At 67.5% G+C, this 15,249-nt stretch carries 14 protein-coding genes and 1 riboswitch; of the genes, 5 read left to right on the top strand and 9 right to left on the bottom strand.

What is annotated here, in order from left to right; genetic code table 11:
• Positions 1-13: 13 nt before the first annotated feature.
• Positions 14-1,405: an ATP-binding protein gene (locus tag H0A72_RS08825; RefSeq protein ID WP_246436904.1), complete on the bottom strand. Its 1,392-nt coding sequence runs from the start codon at positions 1,403-1,405 to the stop codon at positions 14-16.
• A gap of 3 nt (positions 1,406-1,408) precedes the next feature.
• Entirely contained in the window at positions 1,409-2,110 is a 702-nt protein-coding gene (locus H0A72_RS08820) for a response regulator (RefSeq protein WP_180154705.1), read from the bottom strand.
• 108 nt (positions 2,111-2,218) lie between these two features.
• On the opposite strand from H0A72_RS08820, the gene H0A72_RS08815 reads away from it, so the two are divergent.
• The 3 genes from H0A72_RS08815 (at position 2,219) to recQ (ending at position 7,042) form a co-directional block, all read left to right on the top strand.
• Positions 2,219-4,024: a ClcB-like voltage-gated chloride channel protein gene (locus H0A72_RS08815; protein WP_180154704.1), complete on the top strand. Its 1,806-nt coding sequence runs from the start codon at positions 2,219-2,221 to the stop codon at positions 4,022-4,024.
• Positions 4,025-4,109: 85 nt separating this feature from the next.
• Complete coding sequence (locus H0A72_RS08810) at positions 4,110-5,189, top strand: fimbria/pilus outer membrane usher protein (protein ID WP_180154703.1); 1,080 nt, start codon at positions 4,110-4,112, stop codon at positions 5,187-5,189.
• 2 nt (positions 5,190-5,191) lie between these two features.
• Entirely contained in the window at positions 5,192-7,042 is a 1,851-nt protein-coding gene (recQ, locus tag H0A72_RS08805) for a DNA helicase RecQ (RefSeq protein WP_180154702.1), read from the top strand.
• Here the strand turns inward: recQ and ruvB are convergent.
• Complete coding sequence (gene ruvB / locus H0A72_RS08800; RefSeq protein WP_180154701.1) at positions 7,022-8,116, bottom strand: Holliday junction branch migration DNA helicase RuvB; 1,095 nt, start codon at positions 8,114-8,116, stop codon at positions 7,022-7,024. The genes recQ and ruvB overlap by 21 nt on opposite strands.
• 161 nt (positions 8,117-8,277) lie before the next feature.
• On the opposite strand from ruvB, the gene H0A72_RS08795 reads away from it, so the two are divergent.
• Positions 8,278-9,246, top strand: a complete 969-nt coding sequence (locus H0A72_RS08795; protein WP_180154700.1) for a threo-3-hydroxy-L-aspartate ammonia-lyase — start codon at positions 8,278-8,280, stop codon at positions 9,244-9,246.
• Between the two features lie 22 nt (positions 9,247-9,268).
• Here the strand turns inward: H0A72_RS08795 and ruvA are convergent, their stop codons facing one another.
• Genes ruvA through H0A72_RS08765 form a run of 6 tightly spaced genes read right to left on the bottom strand, consistent with a single transcriptional unit; the run spans position 9,269 to position 14,549 of the window.
• Entirely contained in the window at positions 9,269-9,850 is a 582-nt protein-coding gene (ruvA, locus tag H0A72_RS08790) for a Holliday junction branch migration protein RuvA (RefSeq protein ID WP_180154699.1), read from the bottom strand.
• Between the two features lie 39 nt (positions 9,851-9,889).
• Positions 9,890-10,435 carry a crossover junction endodeoxyribonuclease RuvC gene (ruvC, locus tag H0A72_RS08785; RefSeq protein WP_180154698.1) on the bottom strand — a complete coding sequence of 182 codons (546 nt, stop codon included), beginning with the start codon at positions 10,433-10,435 and terminating at the stop codon, positions 9,890-9,892.
• Positions 10,435-12,027 (bottom strand): bifunctional phosphoribosylaminoimidazolecarboxamide formyltransferase/IMP cyclohydrolase, encoded by a 1,593-nt coding sequence (purH, locus tag H0A72_RS08780; protein WP_180154697.1) that lies wholly within the window; start codon positions 12,025-12,027, stop codon positions 10,435-10,437. The genes ruvC and purH overlap by 1 nt, the downstream gene beginning before the upstream one ends.
• 25 nt (positions 12,028-12,052) lie before the next feature.
• The gene (locus tag H0A72_RS08775; protein ID WP_180154696.1) at positions 12,053-12,292 is read right to left on the bottom strand and encodes a helix-turn-helix domain-containing protein; all 240 of its coding nucleotides are present in this window, start codon (positions 12,290-12,292) and stop codon (positions 12,053-12,055) included.
• A gap of 33 nt (positions 12,293-12,325) precedes the next feature.
• Positions 12,326-13,336 carry a tRNA dihydrouridine synthase DusB gene (gene dusB, locus H0A72_RS08770; RefSeq protein ID WP_180154695.1) on the bottom strand — a complete coding sequence of 337 codons (1,011 nt, stop codon included), beginning with the start codon at positions 13,334-13,336 and terminating at the stop codon, positions 12,326-12,328.
• A 43-nt stretch (positions 13,337-13,379) separates the two neighbouring features.
• Entirely contained in the window at positions 13,380-14,549 is a 1,170-nt protein-coding gene (locus H0A72_RS08765; RefSeq protein WP_180154694.1) for an FAD-dependent monooxygenase, read from the bottom strand.
• A gap of 60 nt (positions 14,550-14,609) precedes the next feature.
• On the opposite strand from H0A72_RS08765, the gene H0A72_RS08760 reads away from it, so the two are divergent.
• Positions 14,610-15,047, top strand: a complete 438-nt coding sequence (locus H0A72_RS08760) for an NINE protein (RefSeq protein ID WP_180154693.1) — start codon at positions 14,610-14,612, stop codon at positions 15,045-15,047.
• 64 nt (positions 15,048-15,111) lie between these two features.
• A riboswitch (yybP-ykoY riboswitch) is annotated at positions 15,112-15,213 on the top strand.
• The last annotated feature ends 36 nt before the right edge of the window (positions 15,214-15,249 follow it).

The following is a 15,249-nucleotide window of genomic DNA, read 5'->3' as shown; positions in this document are numbered from 1 at the left end:
AGGCCCCAGGCGCTCAAGGGCGGGCAAGCGGCAGCCGCACGCTAACCTGCAGCCCGCCGGCCGCCGCGTCTTCTAGCGCCAGGCTGCCGCCATGGGCGCGCACGATCGCTTCGGCCAGCGCCAGCCCCAGGCCCACCGACCCCGTGCGCGTGCGGGCGTCGTCCAGGCGCGAGAACGGGCGCAAGGCTTCCGCGCGGCGCTCGGCCCGGATGCCCGGGCCATGGTCGGACACCGTGATGACGGCGCCGTCCTTGTCCGCTGCCAGCCGCACTTCGACCGGCGGCTTCCCGTGGTTGAAAGCATTGGTGATGAGGTTGTCCAGGAGGCGGCCCAGCGCCACCCTGTCGGCATTCAGCACCAGATTCTCCGGCCCCGCGTCGATATAGCGCACGTCGCTGCCCGTGCTCGTCCAGGCCGCCAGCTGTTCCTCCAGCCAGGCGTTCAAGGGCAGCGGCTCGAACTGATAGGAGCGCCGGTCCGTGCCCCGCACGAAACCGATGAACTGGTCCACCATGCGCTGCATGTCCTGCAGGTCCTTGCGCATGCCGTCCTTGAAATGAGCGTCGTCCAGCATTTCTATGCGCAGCCACATGCGCGAAAGCGGCCCCTTCAAGTCGTGCGGAAGCCCGGCAAGCAGCGTGCGGTGCACCGCGTCCGTTTCCGCCAGCGTGTCCAGCATGGCGTTGAAGCGTTCTCCCAGTATGCGCGTTTCGGTTGGCCCCGAGGGCGTCACGCGCTGCGGCTGGCCCGCGGCCAGCTGGTCCGCCGCCCGGGCGAGGCGGGTGAGGGGGCGCGTGATATGCCAGGAGAAAGCGGCGGAAAGCAACAGCAGCAGCCCCATGCCGCCCAGCCAGACGGCGATCATCGGCGTGGACACGGGGGGCGCGAGGCGGTCCAGCCGGATGACCAGCCACTCGCGGCTGGCGCGGCCGTCTTCCGTTTCCGGCGTGGGCAGCAGCGAAATATAGAGCCTGGGCTCCGGCCCGCGCGACAGCGCGACGCGCGTGTCGTCGTCCAGGCGCTTGTTCAGCGCGTCGACGAAGGCCCGCAAGTTGTTGCGTATGTCATTCGGCGGGCGGGACGACGGCGGGCCGTGCCGGTGCCTGGGGGGCGGGCGGCGCTCTTCCAGGCTGGCGTCGGGCGGCAGGCTGCGCGACCACAGCCGCCATTGGTTCTCCGAGGCGATCTGCACGAAGCGCGCGCGCTGCTCGGCGGGAATCTCGGCCAGGGCGGCGCGCAGCGTCCGGATGGTGGTGGCGGTCAGCTCGACGGCCACGTCTTCGTTGAACTTCTTGCGATAATGCGACACCGTTGCGAAGGTGGCCGCCTGCACCAGCAGAATGGTGCCCAGCGTGAGCAGCACCATGCGCGCATGGAGGGATCGCGGGATCAGGAAACGCAGCATGGATCAGGGCGAAAACCGGTAGCCCACGCCCCACACCGTCTGGATCCACCGGGGCTGCTTGGGATCGTCCTCGATGGCGCGGCGCAGGCGCAGCACGGCGATGTCTATGGCGCGGTCGTTGCGCTCGCCTTCGTCGTCGTCGCGCGCGAGCGCGAGCAGGCGATCGCGCGACAGCGGCTTGCCCGGGTTGTTGACCAGGGCTTCCAGCAGGTTGACCTCGCCGCCGGTCAGCTTGATGGGCACCTGGTTCTTGAACAGCTGCCGCGTGGCGGGGTCGAACAGGAAGGGGCCGAATTCCACCGGCTTGTCCTTGGTGAGGGCCGACGCGCCCTTCTTGCGGCGCAAGACGGCTTCGATGCGGGCGAGCAGTTCGCGCGGGTCGAAGGGCTTGCCGAGGTAGTCGTCGGCGCCGGCTTCCAGGCCGATGATGCGGTCCACCGTTTCGTCGCGGGCCGTGAGTAAAATGACGGGTATGTCTTCCCCCAGCTGGCGCAGGCGCCGGCAGGCCTCGGCGCCGTCGCCGTCGGGCATCATGCGGTCCAGCACGATCAGGTCGGGCGAATAGCGTTGTATCCGGGCGGGCAGATCGCTGGCGTCGGGCGCGAGCAGGGTGTCGTAGTGATGGCGATTCAGGTAATCGGCCAGCAACTGACGCAGGGCGGGGTCGTCGTCGACGACCAGCACTTTTACAAGAGGGTTTTCCATGGCTGCAAGTGTGCCCTCAAGCGTTTCCGCCTGGCAAGCGCGGGAAACGGATTGAAATAGTTGGGTGGCAAGCGTAAGGTGGCGGGACTTCATTTTCTCAGAAACGGCATGATTCAGTCTTCCTTGCGGTCGGTGCGCCAGCGGCTGGGCGCTTATTCGTGGTTGTCCGAGCTGCCCGCCATGCTGTGCTGGGCCGCGCTGGTGGGCATCCTGGGCGCTTTCGCCACCATCGCTTTTCACCAGGGCATGCATCTGCTGCAGAAGCTCGCCACGGGCGGCAGCGGCACGATCGCGGGGGTCACCGAAAGCCTGCCCTGGTACGGGCGGCTGGCCTTCCCCGCGCTGGGCGGCGTCGTGGCGGGCTTCCTGCTGCTGGGCGCGCGCAAAATCAAGGCCGGCAGCAATTCCGACTACATGGAAGCGGTGGCCATCGGCGACGGCCGCCTCTCGATCCGGCAGGGCATGCTGCGTTCCATGTCCTCGCTCTTCACGGTGGCCTCGGGCGGCTCGATCGGGCGGGAAGGGGCCATGGTCCACCTGGCGGCGCTCAGCGCCTCGGCGATCGGCCGCTTCACTTACTTCAATACCGCGCGGCTGCGGCTGCTGGTGGCCTGCGGCGCCACCGCCGGCGTGTCGGCCGCCTACGGGGCGCCCATCGCGGCGGCGTTCTTCGTGGGCGAAATCGTCCTGGGCACCATGCGCATGCACAGCCTGGGACCCATGCTGGTGGCCGCCGCAAGCTCGAATATCGTCATGCGCATGACGGGCAACTACCATACGCTGTATGCCATGCCGGACGTCCCCTCGCTGTCCGGCGGAGCGGTCCTGCCTTTCGTGGCCCTGGGCGTGGCCGGGGGGCTGTGCGCGCCGCTGTTCCTGAAGTTCCTGGATTTCGCCAAGCGCTCCTTCCAGCGCACCGGGCTGCCCCTGCCCGCGCGGCTGGGCTTGGGCGGCGCCTTGCTGGGGCTGTTGCTGATTTTGATGCCCGAGGTCGCCGGCAACGGCGACAACGTGGTCCATTCCATGCTGCATTCGCCCTGGGCCTGGCACGCCGTCCTGCTCGTCCTGGCCTGCAAGGTGCTGGCGACGGCGCTCACCGCGGGCTCGGGCGCGGTGGGCGGGGTCTTCACCCCGGCCCTGTTCGTGGGCGCCGCGCTGGGAACCCTGTTCGGGATGGCGCTGCAGGGCGTATGGCCGGGCATGTCCGTGCCGGTCTATGTGTACACGCTGGTGGGCATGGGCTGCTTTCTGGGCGCGGCCGCCAGCGCGCCGCTGATGGCGATACTGATGATCTTCGAGATGACGCTCAGCTACCAGATCGTGCTGCCGCTGATGCTCGCCTGCGTGGTGGCGCATTTCGTTTCGCGCGCCGTGGCCGAGATCGCCATGTACGAGGTCACCGTGGTCCGCGAACGGGATATCGCGCTCAGGCAGCGTTTGCGCAACACCACCATCGCCGACCTGATCCGCCCGGCGGTGACGGTCGTCTCCACCACGGCGCCGGTGCGCGAAGCGCTGCAGATGTTCGTCGAATATCCCGTCAAGTATCTGTACGTGGTGGATGAAAAGAATGTTTACCAGGGCGTCATTGCCCAACAAGACCTCACCAGTTTATTGTTGAGCCAGGGCGATATCCAGGAAACGCTGGCGGGCGACGTCCTGAGGCTCGATTTCGTCAAGACGCTGCGTCCGGACATGAGTCTGGACGAGGCACAGGAGTACCTGGTGCATTTCAGCGGCGAGCGCCTGCCCGTGGTCAGTGCGGACGAGCAGCCCCGCCTCCTGGGGGTGGTGTACAAGTCCGCCGTCCTGGAAAAATTCAGCATGCTCAAGAAAATGGCCGACGCCAGCGCGGAAGAGATGCTGGCGTTTCCCGTGTCCGTGGGGCAGGGTGGGCGCGAGCGGCGCAAATAGGCACTTGCTTGTGATGGATTTCAAGGTTTCAAACAGAAAACGGAACTTGTGGCCGCTGTGCGGCTGTGGCGCCCTGGCGCTGTGCATGGCCGCGCCGGCCCCGGGCGCGCCGGGCACGGGCCCGCAGCTCAGCGATCTTGCACCCGTGAAGCTATTCCCGGTCACCTTGCCGACGACGGAGCCGCCCGCGCCGCTGCCCGACCCGGGTCCGGCGCCGCCGCAGGGCCATGCCGCCGAGGACGGTCACGATGTTCCGGACATCCCCTACGATTATTTCTGGGCCGTCGACGACGCCATGCCGGCGCTGGACCGCTCTTTCGCCGTGTCGGGCTCCGGCTTGCTCGGCCCGCAGGAGCGCAAGCGCAAGTCGGCATCCCACGGCCGCTGGCTGCCGCCGGCGTCCCGCGACCCCTGGACGCTCGGCAGCCGCAATTGGCGCTATTCCGACGCCGAAGGGCTGAACCTGACCCTGGGGAACGAAGAAATCGAAATACCCGCCTGGGGGCGGGCCGTTCGCCTGGGCGGGGTCAGCCTCAGCCAGTCCTCGCTGGTCAGCTCGGACTACGCCGATTCCTGGCGGTATTCCCTGTCGCTGGGCGCCCTGGACCAGACCACGGCCGAACAGGGCGACCTGGTCTACGGCGAAACCGCCGGCAATCTGGTGCTGCGCTACGGCCTGAACCGGGACCTGAGCATCGAATCGCAGACCCAGCTGGCGCCGGACCTGGCTACCCACGGCATAGGGGGGAAATACCAAACAGGCTGGGGGGCATGGAGCGCCGGCGTCGCGCGGGCCACGCAAGGCCTGTACACGGGCTGGCGCTACCAGGCGGCCTATACCGTCAAGGTGCTGGACGACGTGGAACTCAGCTGGCGCAACGAGCGCTATACGCCCGGTTTCGTGGATCTCAGCCGCTATGGGGCGGATGCGTCGAACGGCGGAACGGTGCAGACGGTATCGGCGAAACTGCCTTTGGGCCGCTGGGGGGACCTGAGCGGCAGCTTCCAGAACGAAAGCGTCGGGTCGGGCGCCGCCCGGCGCAGTTTCGGGCTGGCGCAGCAGTTCTGGTACAGCCCGAATCTGCGCATCGGCCTGAAGGCCCAGCGGGAGGTCGTCACCGGCGACTATGATATAGGGATTCGTTTTTCGGTTCCCATCTATTGAGCATGTCGGCTTCTCCCCTTGAAACTTTGCAGCGGGTCTTCGGCTACGATTCTTTTCGTGGCGACCAGAAGGCCGTCATCGATCACGTCGTAAGCGGCGGGGACGCGCTCGTCCTCATGCCCACGGGCGGCGGCAAGTCCTTGTGCTATCAGATACCGGCGCTGGTGCTGCCCGGCACCTGCGTGGTGGTGTCCCCCCTGATCGCGCTGATGCAGGACCAGGTGGATGCGCTGATCGAGCTCGGGGTCAAGGCCGCGTTCCTGAATTCGTCCCAGGACTGGCGCACCGCGCGCGACGTCGAGCAGGCCTTCCTGGCCGGGGAGCTGGACCTGCTTTATGTCGCGCCGGAACGCCTGCTGACGGACCGCTGTATGGACCTGCTGTCGCAGGGGCGGGTCTCGCTGTTCGCCATCGACGAGGCGCACTGCGTGTCGCAATGGGGCCATGACTTCCGGCCGGAATACCTGGGTCTTTCGATACTGCACGAACGCTGGCCCGAGGTCCCGCGCCTGGCGCTGACGGCCACCGCCACCGCGGCGACGCGGCGCGAGATCGCCGAGCGCCTGGAGCTGAACCAGGCGCCGCATTTCGTCGCCAGCTTCGACCGGCCCAACATCCAGTACCGCATCGTGGAAAAGAACGAGGTGCGCAAGCAGCTTCTGTCGTTCATCCAGGCCGAGCACGAGGGGGACTGCGGCATCGTCTACTGCCTTTCGCGCGCCCGCGTGGAGGAAACCGCCACCTTCCTGTGCGACAACGGCATCCCCGCCCTGCCTTACCACGCCGGCCTGAACGCGGCGGTCCGGGCGCAGAACCAGGCGCGCTTTCTGCGCGAAGAGGGCATGGTCATGGTCGCCACCATCGCTTTCGGCATGGGGGTGAACAAGCCCGACGTCCGTTTCGTCGCCCATATCGACCTGCCCAAATCGGTCGAGGGCTACTACCAGGAAACCGGCCGCGCCGGGCGCGACGGGCTGCCCGCGACGGCCTGGCTGGCCTATGGCTTGCAGGACGTCGTCCAGCAGCGCCGCATGATCAATGAATCGGCGGGCGACGATGCGTTCCGGCGCAGGCTGGGCCAGCAGCTGGACGCCATGCTGGGCTTGTGCGAGACCGTGGGCTGCCGCCGCCAGCGCCTGCTGGCCTACTTCGACCAGCAGATCGAGCCTTGCGGCAACTGCGACACCTGTCTGGAACCGCCGCAGGCCTGGGACGGCACGGTGGCGGCGCAAAAGATTCTCTCCGCGGTCTATCGCCTGTGGCGCGAGCGCGGCCAGCGATTCGGGGCGGGGCACCTGATCGACATCCTGCGCGGCAAATCCACGGACCGCATCACGCAGTACGGGCACCAGACCCTGACGGTGTTCGGCATCGGGGCGGACCTGTCCGAGCAGGCCTGGCGGGGCGTGCTGCGGCAGTTGCTCGCGCAAAGCCTGCTGGCGGTGGACCAGGAAGGCTACGGCACCTTGGCGCTGACCGAGGGCAGCCGCGCGGTGCTCAAGGGCGAGCACAAGCTGCTGTTCAGGCGGGAGCCCGAAAAGAAGGCGCGGGGGTCATCGCGGGCGGCGGGCGCCGCCGGCGGCCGCGCAAAGGGGCCCGCCGTGGATCTTCCGCCCGATGCGCAGGGGCGATTCGAGGCCTTGCGCAGCTGGCGCTCGGAGGTCGCGCGCGGGCATGGCGTGCCCGCCTATGTGATTTTCCATGATGCCACGCTGCGCGAGATCGCCACCCAGTGCCCCGGCACGCTGGACGACCTGAGCCACATCAGCGGCGTGGGCGTCCGCAAGCTGGAAGCCTACGGCGAGGAAATCCTGCGCTGCCTGGCCCTGGCATCAACCCCCCAGGGCGGCTGACCCCGGCCCGCCGAAGAGATCGCCGCTGCCGTGGGTCGGCCCGCGGGGCGCGAGCCCCAGGTGGCGCCAGGTGGATTGGGTGGCGATGCGGCCGCGCGGCGTGCGCTGCAGGAAGCCCTGCTGGATGAGGAAGGGTTCGATGACGTCCTCGATGGTGTCGCGCTCTTCGCCGATGGCGGCGGCCAGGCTGTCGACGCCGACCGGCCCGCCATCGAATTTGTGGATGATGGCCTCCAGCAGCTTTCTGTCCATGAGGTCCAGCCCCTGCGGGTCGACTTCCAGCATGGCCAGCGCGGCGCCGGCGACGTCCGTGTCGATGCGGCCGTTCGCCTTGACTTCTGCGTAATCGCGCACGCGGCGCAGCAGCCGGTTGGCGATGCGCGGCGTGCCCCGGGAACGCCGGGCGATCTCGGTGGCGCCGTCGGGCGTGGTTTCGGCGTTCAGCAGGTGGGCGCTGCGCGTGACGATATGGGTGAGGTCTTCGGCGCTGTAGAATTCGAGCCGGGAGACGATGCCGAAGCGGTCGCGCAGGGGGTTGGTGAGCATGCCGGCGCGCGTGGTGGCGCCCACCAGGGTGAAGGGCTGCAGATCGATCTTCACGCTGCGCGCCGCCGGCCCCTCGCCGATCATGATGTCGATCTGGAAGTCTTCCAGGGCGGGGTAGAGGATTTCTTCCACGACCGGGGAAAGCCGGTGGATTTCGTCGATGAAGAGGACGTCGTTCTTTTCCAGGTTGGTCAGCAGGGCGGCGAGGTCGCCCGCGCGTTCGAGCACCGGGCCGGACGTCTGGCGCAGCTGCACGCCCATTTCATGCGCAATAATATGGGCGAGCGTGGTCTTGCCCAGCCCCGGCGGGCCGAACAGCAGGACGTGGTCCAGGGCTTCGTTGCGGTTCCGGGCGGCGGCGATGAAGATCTCGAGCTGCTCGCGGACCCGGTGCTGGCCGATGTACTCGTTCAGTGCCTTGGGGCGCAAGGCGCGTTCGATGGATTCCTCGTTCGGGGAGGCGCTTTGAGGCGCCACGATGCGTTGCGGCGCCGGAATGCTGGACAAGGAATCGGAATGTATGGCCATGATGGAAGTGCTGAGTATATTTACAGTATCGCGATGCTAAGCATACTCTACCACGCCGGCATTTCAACGCGTCGGCCAATTGCAACATCGGCGCGGATACGTTACCTTCAATATCCCCTTTTCGGGTCTTCATCCCATCCCCAACTTCAGAGGCTTTCTTCATGAGTGACCGCATACCGACCTACGAAGACGTCATGCAGGCCAGTAATGCGCTGATCGGCGTTGCGCACCGCACGCCGGTCCTGACATCGCACACCATCAATGCCAGGCTGGACGCCCAGGTGTTCTTCAAGTGCGAGAACTTCCAGCGCATGGGCGCATTCAAGTTCCGCGGAGGCTACAACGCGCTGGCCGGCCTCACCGAAGAGCAGCGCAAGGCGGGCGTGGTGGCGTTTTCCTCGGGCAACCACGCGCAGGCGGTGGCGCTGGCGGCGCGGATGTTCGGGGTGGCCGCCACCATCGTCATGCCGCATGATGCGCCCGCGGCCAAGAAGGAAGCCACGCTGGGCTACGGGGCGCGGGTGGTGTCTTACGACCGCCTGACGGAAGACCGCGAGGAAGTTGCGCGCGGCCTGGTCGAGAAGCACGGCCTGTCCCTGATTCCGCCTTTCGATCATCCGGACGTGATCGCAGGCCAGGGCACGGCGGCCAAGGAGCTGTTCGAGGAAGTCGGCGAGCTAGATGCCTTGTTCGTGCCTTTGGGGGGCGGGGGGCTGTTGTCGGGGTCTTTGTTGTCGGCGCACGCGCTGAGCTGCGTCTGCGACGTCTATGGGGTGGAGCCGCGCGCCGGCTCGGACGGGCAGCAGTCCTTCCGCGGCGGGTCGGTGGTGCGCATCGCGCCGCCCAAGTCCATTGCCGACGGCGCGCTCACCCAGGCGCTGGGGAGGCTGACTTTCCCCATCATCCGCAAGTATGCGCGGGACATCCTCACGGTGTCGGACGAGCAGCTCATCCAGGCGATGAAATTCTTCGCCGAGCGCATGAAGATCGTCGTGGAGCCCACGGGCTGCCTGGGGGCGGCCGCGGTGTTCAACGAGGTGGTCCCGGTCAAGGGAAAGCGGGTGGGGGTCCTGCTCAGCGGCGGCAACGTCGACCTGAAGGCTTACGCGGGGTATCTGCAAAGCGCCTAGGGGCCGGTGCCGCCCCCGCCCGTCACCCGCGCGCCAGCGACTTGAGCGCCAGCCGTATGCCCTCGGTCACTTCCACGCCCTCGGGCAACTGCTTCAGCGCCGCCTGGGATTCGCTGCTGGAATATCCCAGCGCCAGCAGCGCGTTCGCGATGTCGTCGCGTCCCGCCGCCGGGCCGCCCGCGCTCCCGCCGGCGGACAGATCCGCGCCCAGCTTGCCCCGCAGTTCCAGGAGCAGGCGCTCCGCCGTCTTCTTTCCGATGCCCGGCACCCGCGTCAATCGCCCCGTTTCCTGCTGCGTGATGGCGCCGGCCAATTCCTCGACACTCATGCCGGACAGCACCGACAGCGCCGTGCGCGCGCCGATGCCCGTCACCTTGATCAGCGCCCGGAACGCGCTGCGTTCGCCGGGCGAAGAGAAGCCATAGAGAATGTGGGCGTCCTCGCGCACGGCCAGATGGGTGTAGAGCGTCACCTTGGCGCCGTTTTCGGGCAGCTTGTAGAGCGTGCTCATGGGCACGTCGATCTCGTAGCCCACGCCCGCCACGTCGATGCAAACCATGGGGGGGGATTTTTCCAGCAGGATGCCGGTAATGCGTCCGATCATGCGATTTCCTTTATGCGGCCGCGGCCAATGCGGCCACGGTCAACCGAGTATGCGCCCGCCGCGTATGCGCCGGCCCGCCGCCGGGCCCAGCCGGCCGGCGCCTTGAAGACGGGCGGTGATGGGGCTGAAGTGCGCATGGCAGATCGCGCAGGCCAGCGCATCGGCGGAGTCCGCCGCGGGCAGGCCGTTCAGGCTGAGAAGATACTGCACCATTTTCTGGACCTGATCTTTGGTCGCGTGGCCGTTGCCGACCACCGACTTCTTGATTTGCAGGGCGGTGTACTCGTGCACGTCCAGCATGCTGTCCGCCAGCGCGCACAGGGCGGCGCCCCGCGCCTGCCCCAGGAGCAGGGTGGACGAAGGATTGGTATTGAGGAAGACTTTTTCCAGGGCCGAGACGTCGGGCTGCGCGGAGGCGACGATTTCCCGTATGTTGTCGAGAATGACCTTCAGGCGGTCGGCCAGCGGGCGGTCCGCCGGCACCACGATGGTGCCGCTGCTGACATAAGCCAGGCGGCCGCCGCTGGCGTCGATGATGCCGAAGCCCGTGCGCCGCAGGCCGGGGTCTATGCCCAGAATGCGCATCAGTGGCGGAAGTGGCGCGCGCCGGTGAACACCATGGCGATGCCGCGCTCGTTCGCAGCGGCGATCACCTCGTCGTCGCGCACGCTGCCGCCGGGCTGGATCACGCAGGTGGCGCCGGCATCGGCGACGACGTCCAGGCCGTCGCGGAAGGGGAAGAAGGCGTCGGACGCCACGGCCGAGCCCTGCAGGGAAAGCCCCGCGTTCTCCGCCTTGATGGATGCGATGCGCGCCGAGTCGATCCGGCTCATCTGCCCGGCCCCGACGCCCAGCGTCATGCCGTTGCCCACGAACACGATGGCGTTGGACTTCACGTACTTGGCGACTTTCCAGGCGAAGACCAGGTCCTGCATCTGTTCGGCCGTGGGCGCCAGCGTGGTGACCACCTTGAAAGCGTCCTGGGGCACCTGGTAGTCGTCGGGATTCTGGACCAGCCATCCCCCGCCCACGCGCTTGATGTCGAAGTCGTTGCGGCCGTCGCCTTGCGGGACTTCCAGGACGCGCACGTTCTTCTTGGCGGCGAAGACGGCCAGCGCCTCGGACGAATAGCCCGGCGCCAGCAGGACTTCGACGAACTGGCCGCTGACCGCTTGCGCGGCGGCTTCGTCCACCGGACGGTTGAAGGCGATGATGCCGCCGAAAGCCGAGGTGGGGTCGGTCTTGAAGGCCTGCCGATAGGCATGCAGCGGGCTGTTTCCGACCGCCACCCCGCAGGGATTGGCGTGCTTGACGATGACGCAGGCGCCGGCCTGGAAGCTGCGCACGCATTCCCAGGCGGCGTCGGCGTCGGCGATGTTGTTGTAGGAAAGTTCCTTGCCCTGCAGCTGGCGGTAGCTGCCCAGCAGGCCGGCCCTGACCGGATGGTCGGTGTAGAAGGCGGCGGACTGGTGCGGGTTCTCGCCGTAGCGCAGCACCTGGTGCCGCTGCACCTGCAGCGTGAGCGTGGCCGGCCAGGGGTCGCGCGCGGGCGCCTGGTCCTGGGCGGGTTCGGCCTCGGCCAGGCTGCTCAGGTACGCGGCGATGGCGCCGTCGTAGGCGGCGGTGTGGGCGTAGGCCTTGGTGGCCAGTTCCAGGCGCAGGCCGTATGACGGCGCGCCTTGCGGCCCGTCCATGTCGGCCAGCACGCGCGCGTAGTCGGCCGGGTCGATGACGACGGTGACGCCGCCTTCGGGCGTGCCGTGGTTCTTGGCCGCGGCGCGCAGCATGGCGGGGCCGCCGATGTCGATGTTTTCAACGGCATCCGCGAAGGTGCAACCCGGCTTGGCGATGGTTTCGCGGAAAGGGTACAGATTGACGGCCAGCAGGTCGATGCGGTCGATGCCGTGCTGCTCGATGGTGGCAAGATGCTCGGCGCTGTCGCGGCGCGCCAGCAGACCGCCGTGTATCTTCGGGTGCAGTGTCTTCACGCGGCCGTCGAGGATTTCCGGCGAGCCGGTGTGGGCGGCCACCTCGGTCACGCTCAGGCCGGCATCGGCCAGCAGCCTGGCCGTGCCCCCCGTGGACAGCAGGCGGACGCCGCGCTGCGCAAGGGCCTGGGCGAATTCAACAATACCGGTTTTGTCGGAAACCGAAAGTAGGGCGGTCTGGATTTTCATGGAATGAGCAGTCTAGGGTTTTGAATCAGGGTTGCAGATTGTGGGCGATCAGCTTCTTGCGCAGGGTGCTGCGCGTGATACCCAGCATTTCGGCAGCCTTGGACTGGTTGCCGTGCGATTGTTCGAGAGCAACTTGCAAAACCGGACGTTCGACGCAATGGATGACCATGGCCAGCATGTCGCGCGGCTCGGAGTCGCCCAAGTCCGTCAGGTAACGCTGCAGTTGGTCGCGAACGGATTGTTCCAGGGGGTTTTTATTACTCATGATCGTTGGTGGTGGTTTCTGGGCGCGTTCAGGCTAAGCCGGAACCGCCGTGGCCATGATGGGCTCGTTGGGTGGATGGCGGTCAAACCACTGCTCGATGGCGCGGGTTTGCTCGCTGGTGCTGCAAATCTGGTTGATGCGGGGTAAAAATTCGGCGGCGTCGGGCAGCCCCGACAGATACCAGCCGATATGCTTGCGCGCCGAACGCACGCCGGTGAATTCCCCATAGAACCGGTAGTGTTCTTCGAGGTGGTCCAGCAGGCGGGCCCGGAGTTCGCCGAACGTGGGGGGCGGCAGGTGTTCGCCGGTTTTCAGGTAGTGGCTGATTTCCCGGAAGATCCAGGGGCGGCCCTGGGCCGCCCGCCCGACCATGACGGCATCGGCGCCCGTGTACTGTAGTACGTATTCCGCTTTTTCGGGACTATCGATATCCCCATTGGCGACGACGGGAATTTCAACGGCGTTTTTTACTTCGCGTATGGTGTCGTATTCCGCCACGCCCTGGTACAGGTCGCAGCGCGTTCTGCCGTGCAGCGTGATGGCGGCGATGCCGGCCTCTTGCGCCAGCGTGGCGATTCTGACCGCATTGCGCGAATTCCGGTCCCAGCCGGTGCGGGTCTTGAGCGTTACCGGCACGCCCAGGGGGGCGCAGGCCTGGACCACGCTGCGCAGGATGCGCAGCACGCGGCCTTCGTCGCGCAGCAGGGCGGAGCCCGAAGCCACGTTGCATACCTTTTTCACCGGGCAACCCATGTTGATGTCGATGATGCGCGCGCCCTTTGCGACATTGAAGGCGGCGGCTTCGGCCATCATTTCGGGGTCCGCCCCGGCGATCTGCACGGCAATGGGGTCGATTTCGCCGTCGTGGTCCAGGCGGCGCGAAGTCTTCACGCTGTCCCACAGCCGGGGATTGCTGGCCGCCATTTCGGACACGGCGTATCCCGCCCCCAGCGCTTTGCACAATTTGCGGTAGGGGCGATCGGTCACCCCCGCCATGGGGGCGACGAAAACCGGATTCGGAAGGAGCCAGGAGCCGATGCGCATGGCGGGGATTTTAACCCTCCTGCGATTTAACGTTATAGCGGCCTCAGCTGCGCAGGCCCTGCAGCAGTTGCCGCGCCAGGGGCGCGCGCAGCGGCGCGAGCATGTCCAGGGCCAGCAGCGCCAGCCCGCCGGCGTGTTCCATGAGAGGGTTTCCCGTCGCGAACACGCGCGGCAGGGTGTCGGTGATGGCCATCGTCAGCCAGCGGTCGGCCCGGCGCCTGCGGGCGTAGGCCGACATCAGCGGCGCGGCATCGTCTTCGGGGCGGACCAGCCACGGTATCAGGGCCTGCGCCAGCTGCGCGGCGTCGCGCAGGCCCAGGTTCAGGCCCTGCCCCGCGACGGGGTGCAGGGTTTGCGCGGCATTGCCGATGGCGACGGTATAGGGGTTCACCAGGGCGGGGCCGGCATGCATGCTCAAGGGGAAGACGTGCCGGTCGCCGATGCCGTCCAGCCCGCCCAGCCGGTCGCCGAAGGCGGCCTGCAGTTCGGCGATGAAGGCGCCGTCGTCCAGGTCCCGGCGCCGCGCCGACTCGTCGGGCGGGCCGCACCAGACGACGCTGTACAGGTCTTCGCCATGCGGGTGGGGCAGAAGGGCCAGCGGCCCCTGCCGGGTGAAGCGTTCGTACGCCCAGCCGGCGCGCGGGCGCGCGGCGCGGACGGTGGCCAGCACGGCATGCTGCCCGTAGTGCCGTTCTATGCCGCGCGGGCGGACGCCGTCGGACTGGACGAGCAGGCGGCTGCTGAAGGCGGGCCCGGACTCCGGCTCGAAGTGTACGCGGCCGCCGTGCATGTGCTGCGGCGGCGCGCCGTCGACCAGGCTGACCCCGCTGCGCTGGACGGCGTGATGCAGGCTGCGCAGGACGGCGTCGTAGGACGCCACGCTGCCCAGCCGCGGCACGTTCAGCTCGGCGTGCTCGATCAGGGTCCGGCCCAGGCGGCCCCGCTGCGATACGTGCACGGTCTTGATGTCGGCGGATTCCATGGGCCATGCATGCACCTGTTCCAGCAGCAGGCGGCTGCCCTGGTTCAGCGCGAGGGTGCGGGGGTCGGGCGCCGCCCCGGGCCGGCCTTGCGGGGCGGGCGCCATGCCGAGTTGCCGGCCGATCAGGGCGATGCGGCCGGGCTCGGCCGCTTTGGCGGCCAGCATGAGGGCCAGCGCGCTGCCTACGGGGCCCGCACCCATAATGGCGATATCATAAGTGGGCGTATTCATGTGCACTCCCGGGGCGGGGCCCCGAACGATTCATCCGGGGCGCTGGCCCCTAAAACGATTATGACTGAATTTACCATTCCGGTTCCCCATCGAAGCAAAGTCGCGGCCGCCTGGCTGGCCTGCCTGTTCGGCGTGTTCGGCGCGCATTGGTGGTACATGGGCCGCCGCTGGGCGTGGGCCGTGACGGCGTTTTCGGTTGCGATGATCGTGCTGGCGCAGCTTTACCCCGTCTGGTGGGACAGCCCGCCCTTTTTGCTGCTGCTCATCCCGGCCACGGCCGGTTATATCGATACGCTGATCTACGCCCTGACGCCGGACGAGAAATTCGACGCCCGCTACAACCGCGGGTCGCGTCAGGAAACGAAAACCGGCTGGGACGCCGTGATCGTCGCCATTTTCACCACGCTCTTCGGCAGCACCGTGCTGATGGCCGGCATCGCCGTGACCGTCATGCACGTGTATACCGCGATGGGCTGGCTGGACGGCCTGGCGTATTAGGGCCGGCAGGCGGCGCCCGCCGCGGAAAATGGTAGAATCCGTCAGCCTCATCTCGATGGGGCGACTTTCCGTCATTGGGGAGTAGCCGCTACGGCCGCAGCCGTAGAGCCGACGTCAACACGCTTGGTGATTCCACCATGGCGCCGGCAGTTGGGCAGCCCAGGCTGCAAGACCAGGCGAGACCATTGGCCACCATGCGCTG

It is taken from the genome of Parapusillimonas granuli, assembly GCF_013416525.1.
GTDB lineage: Bacteria > Pseudomonadota > Gammaproteobacteria > Burkholderiales > Burkholderiaceae_B > Parapusillimonas > Parapusillimonas granuli.
This window is presented reverse-complemented; position numbering and strand designations above follow the sequence as displayed.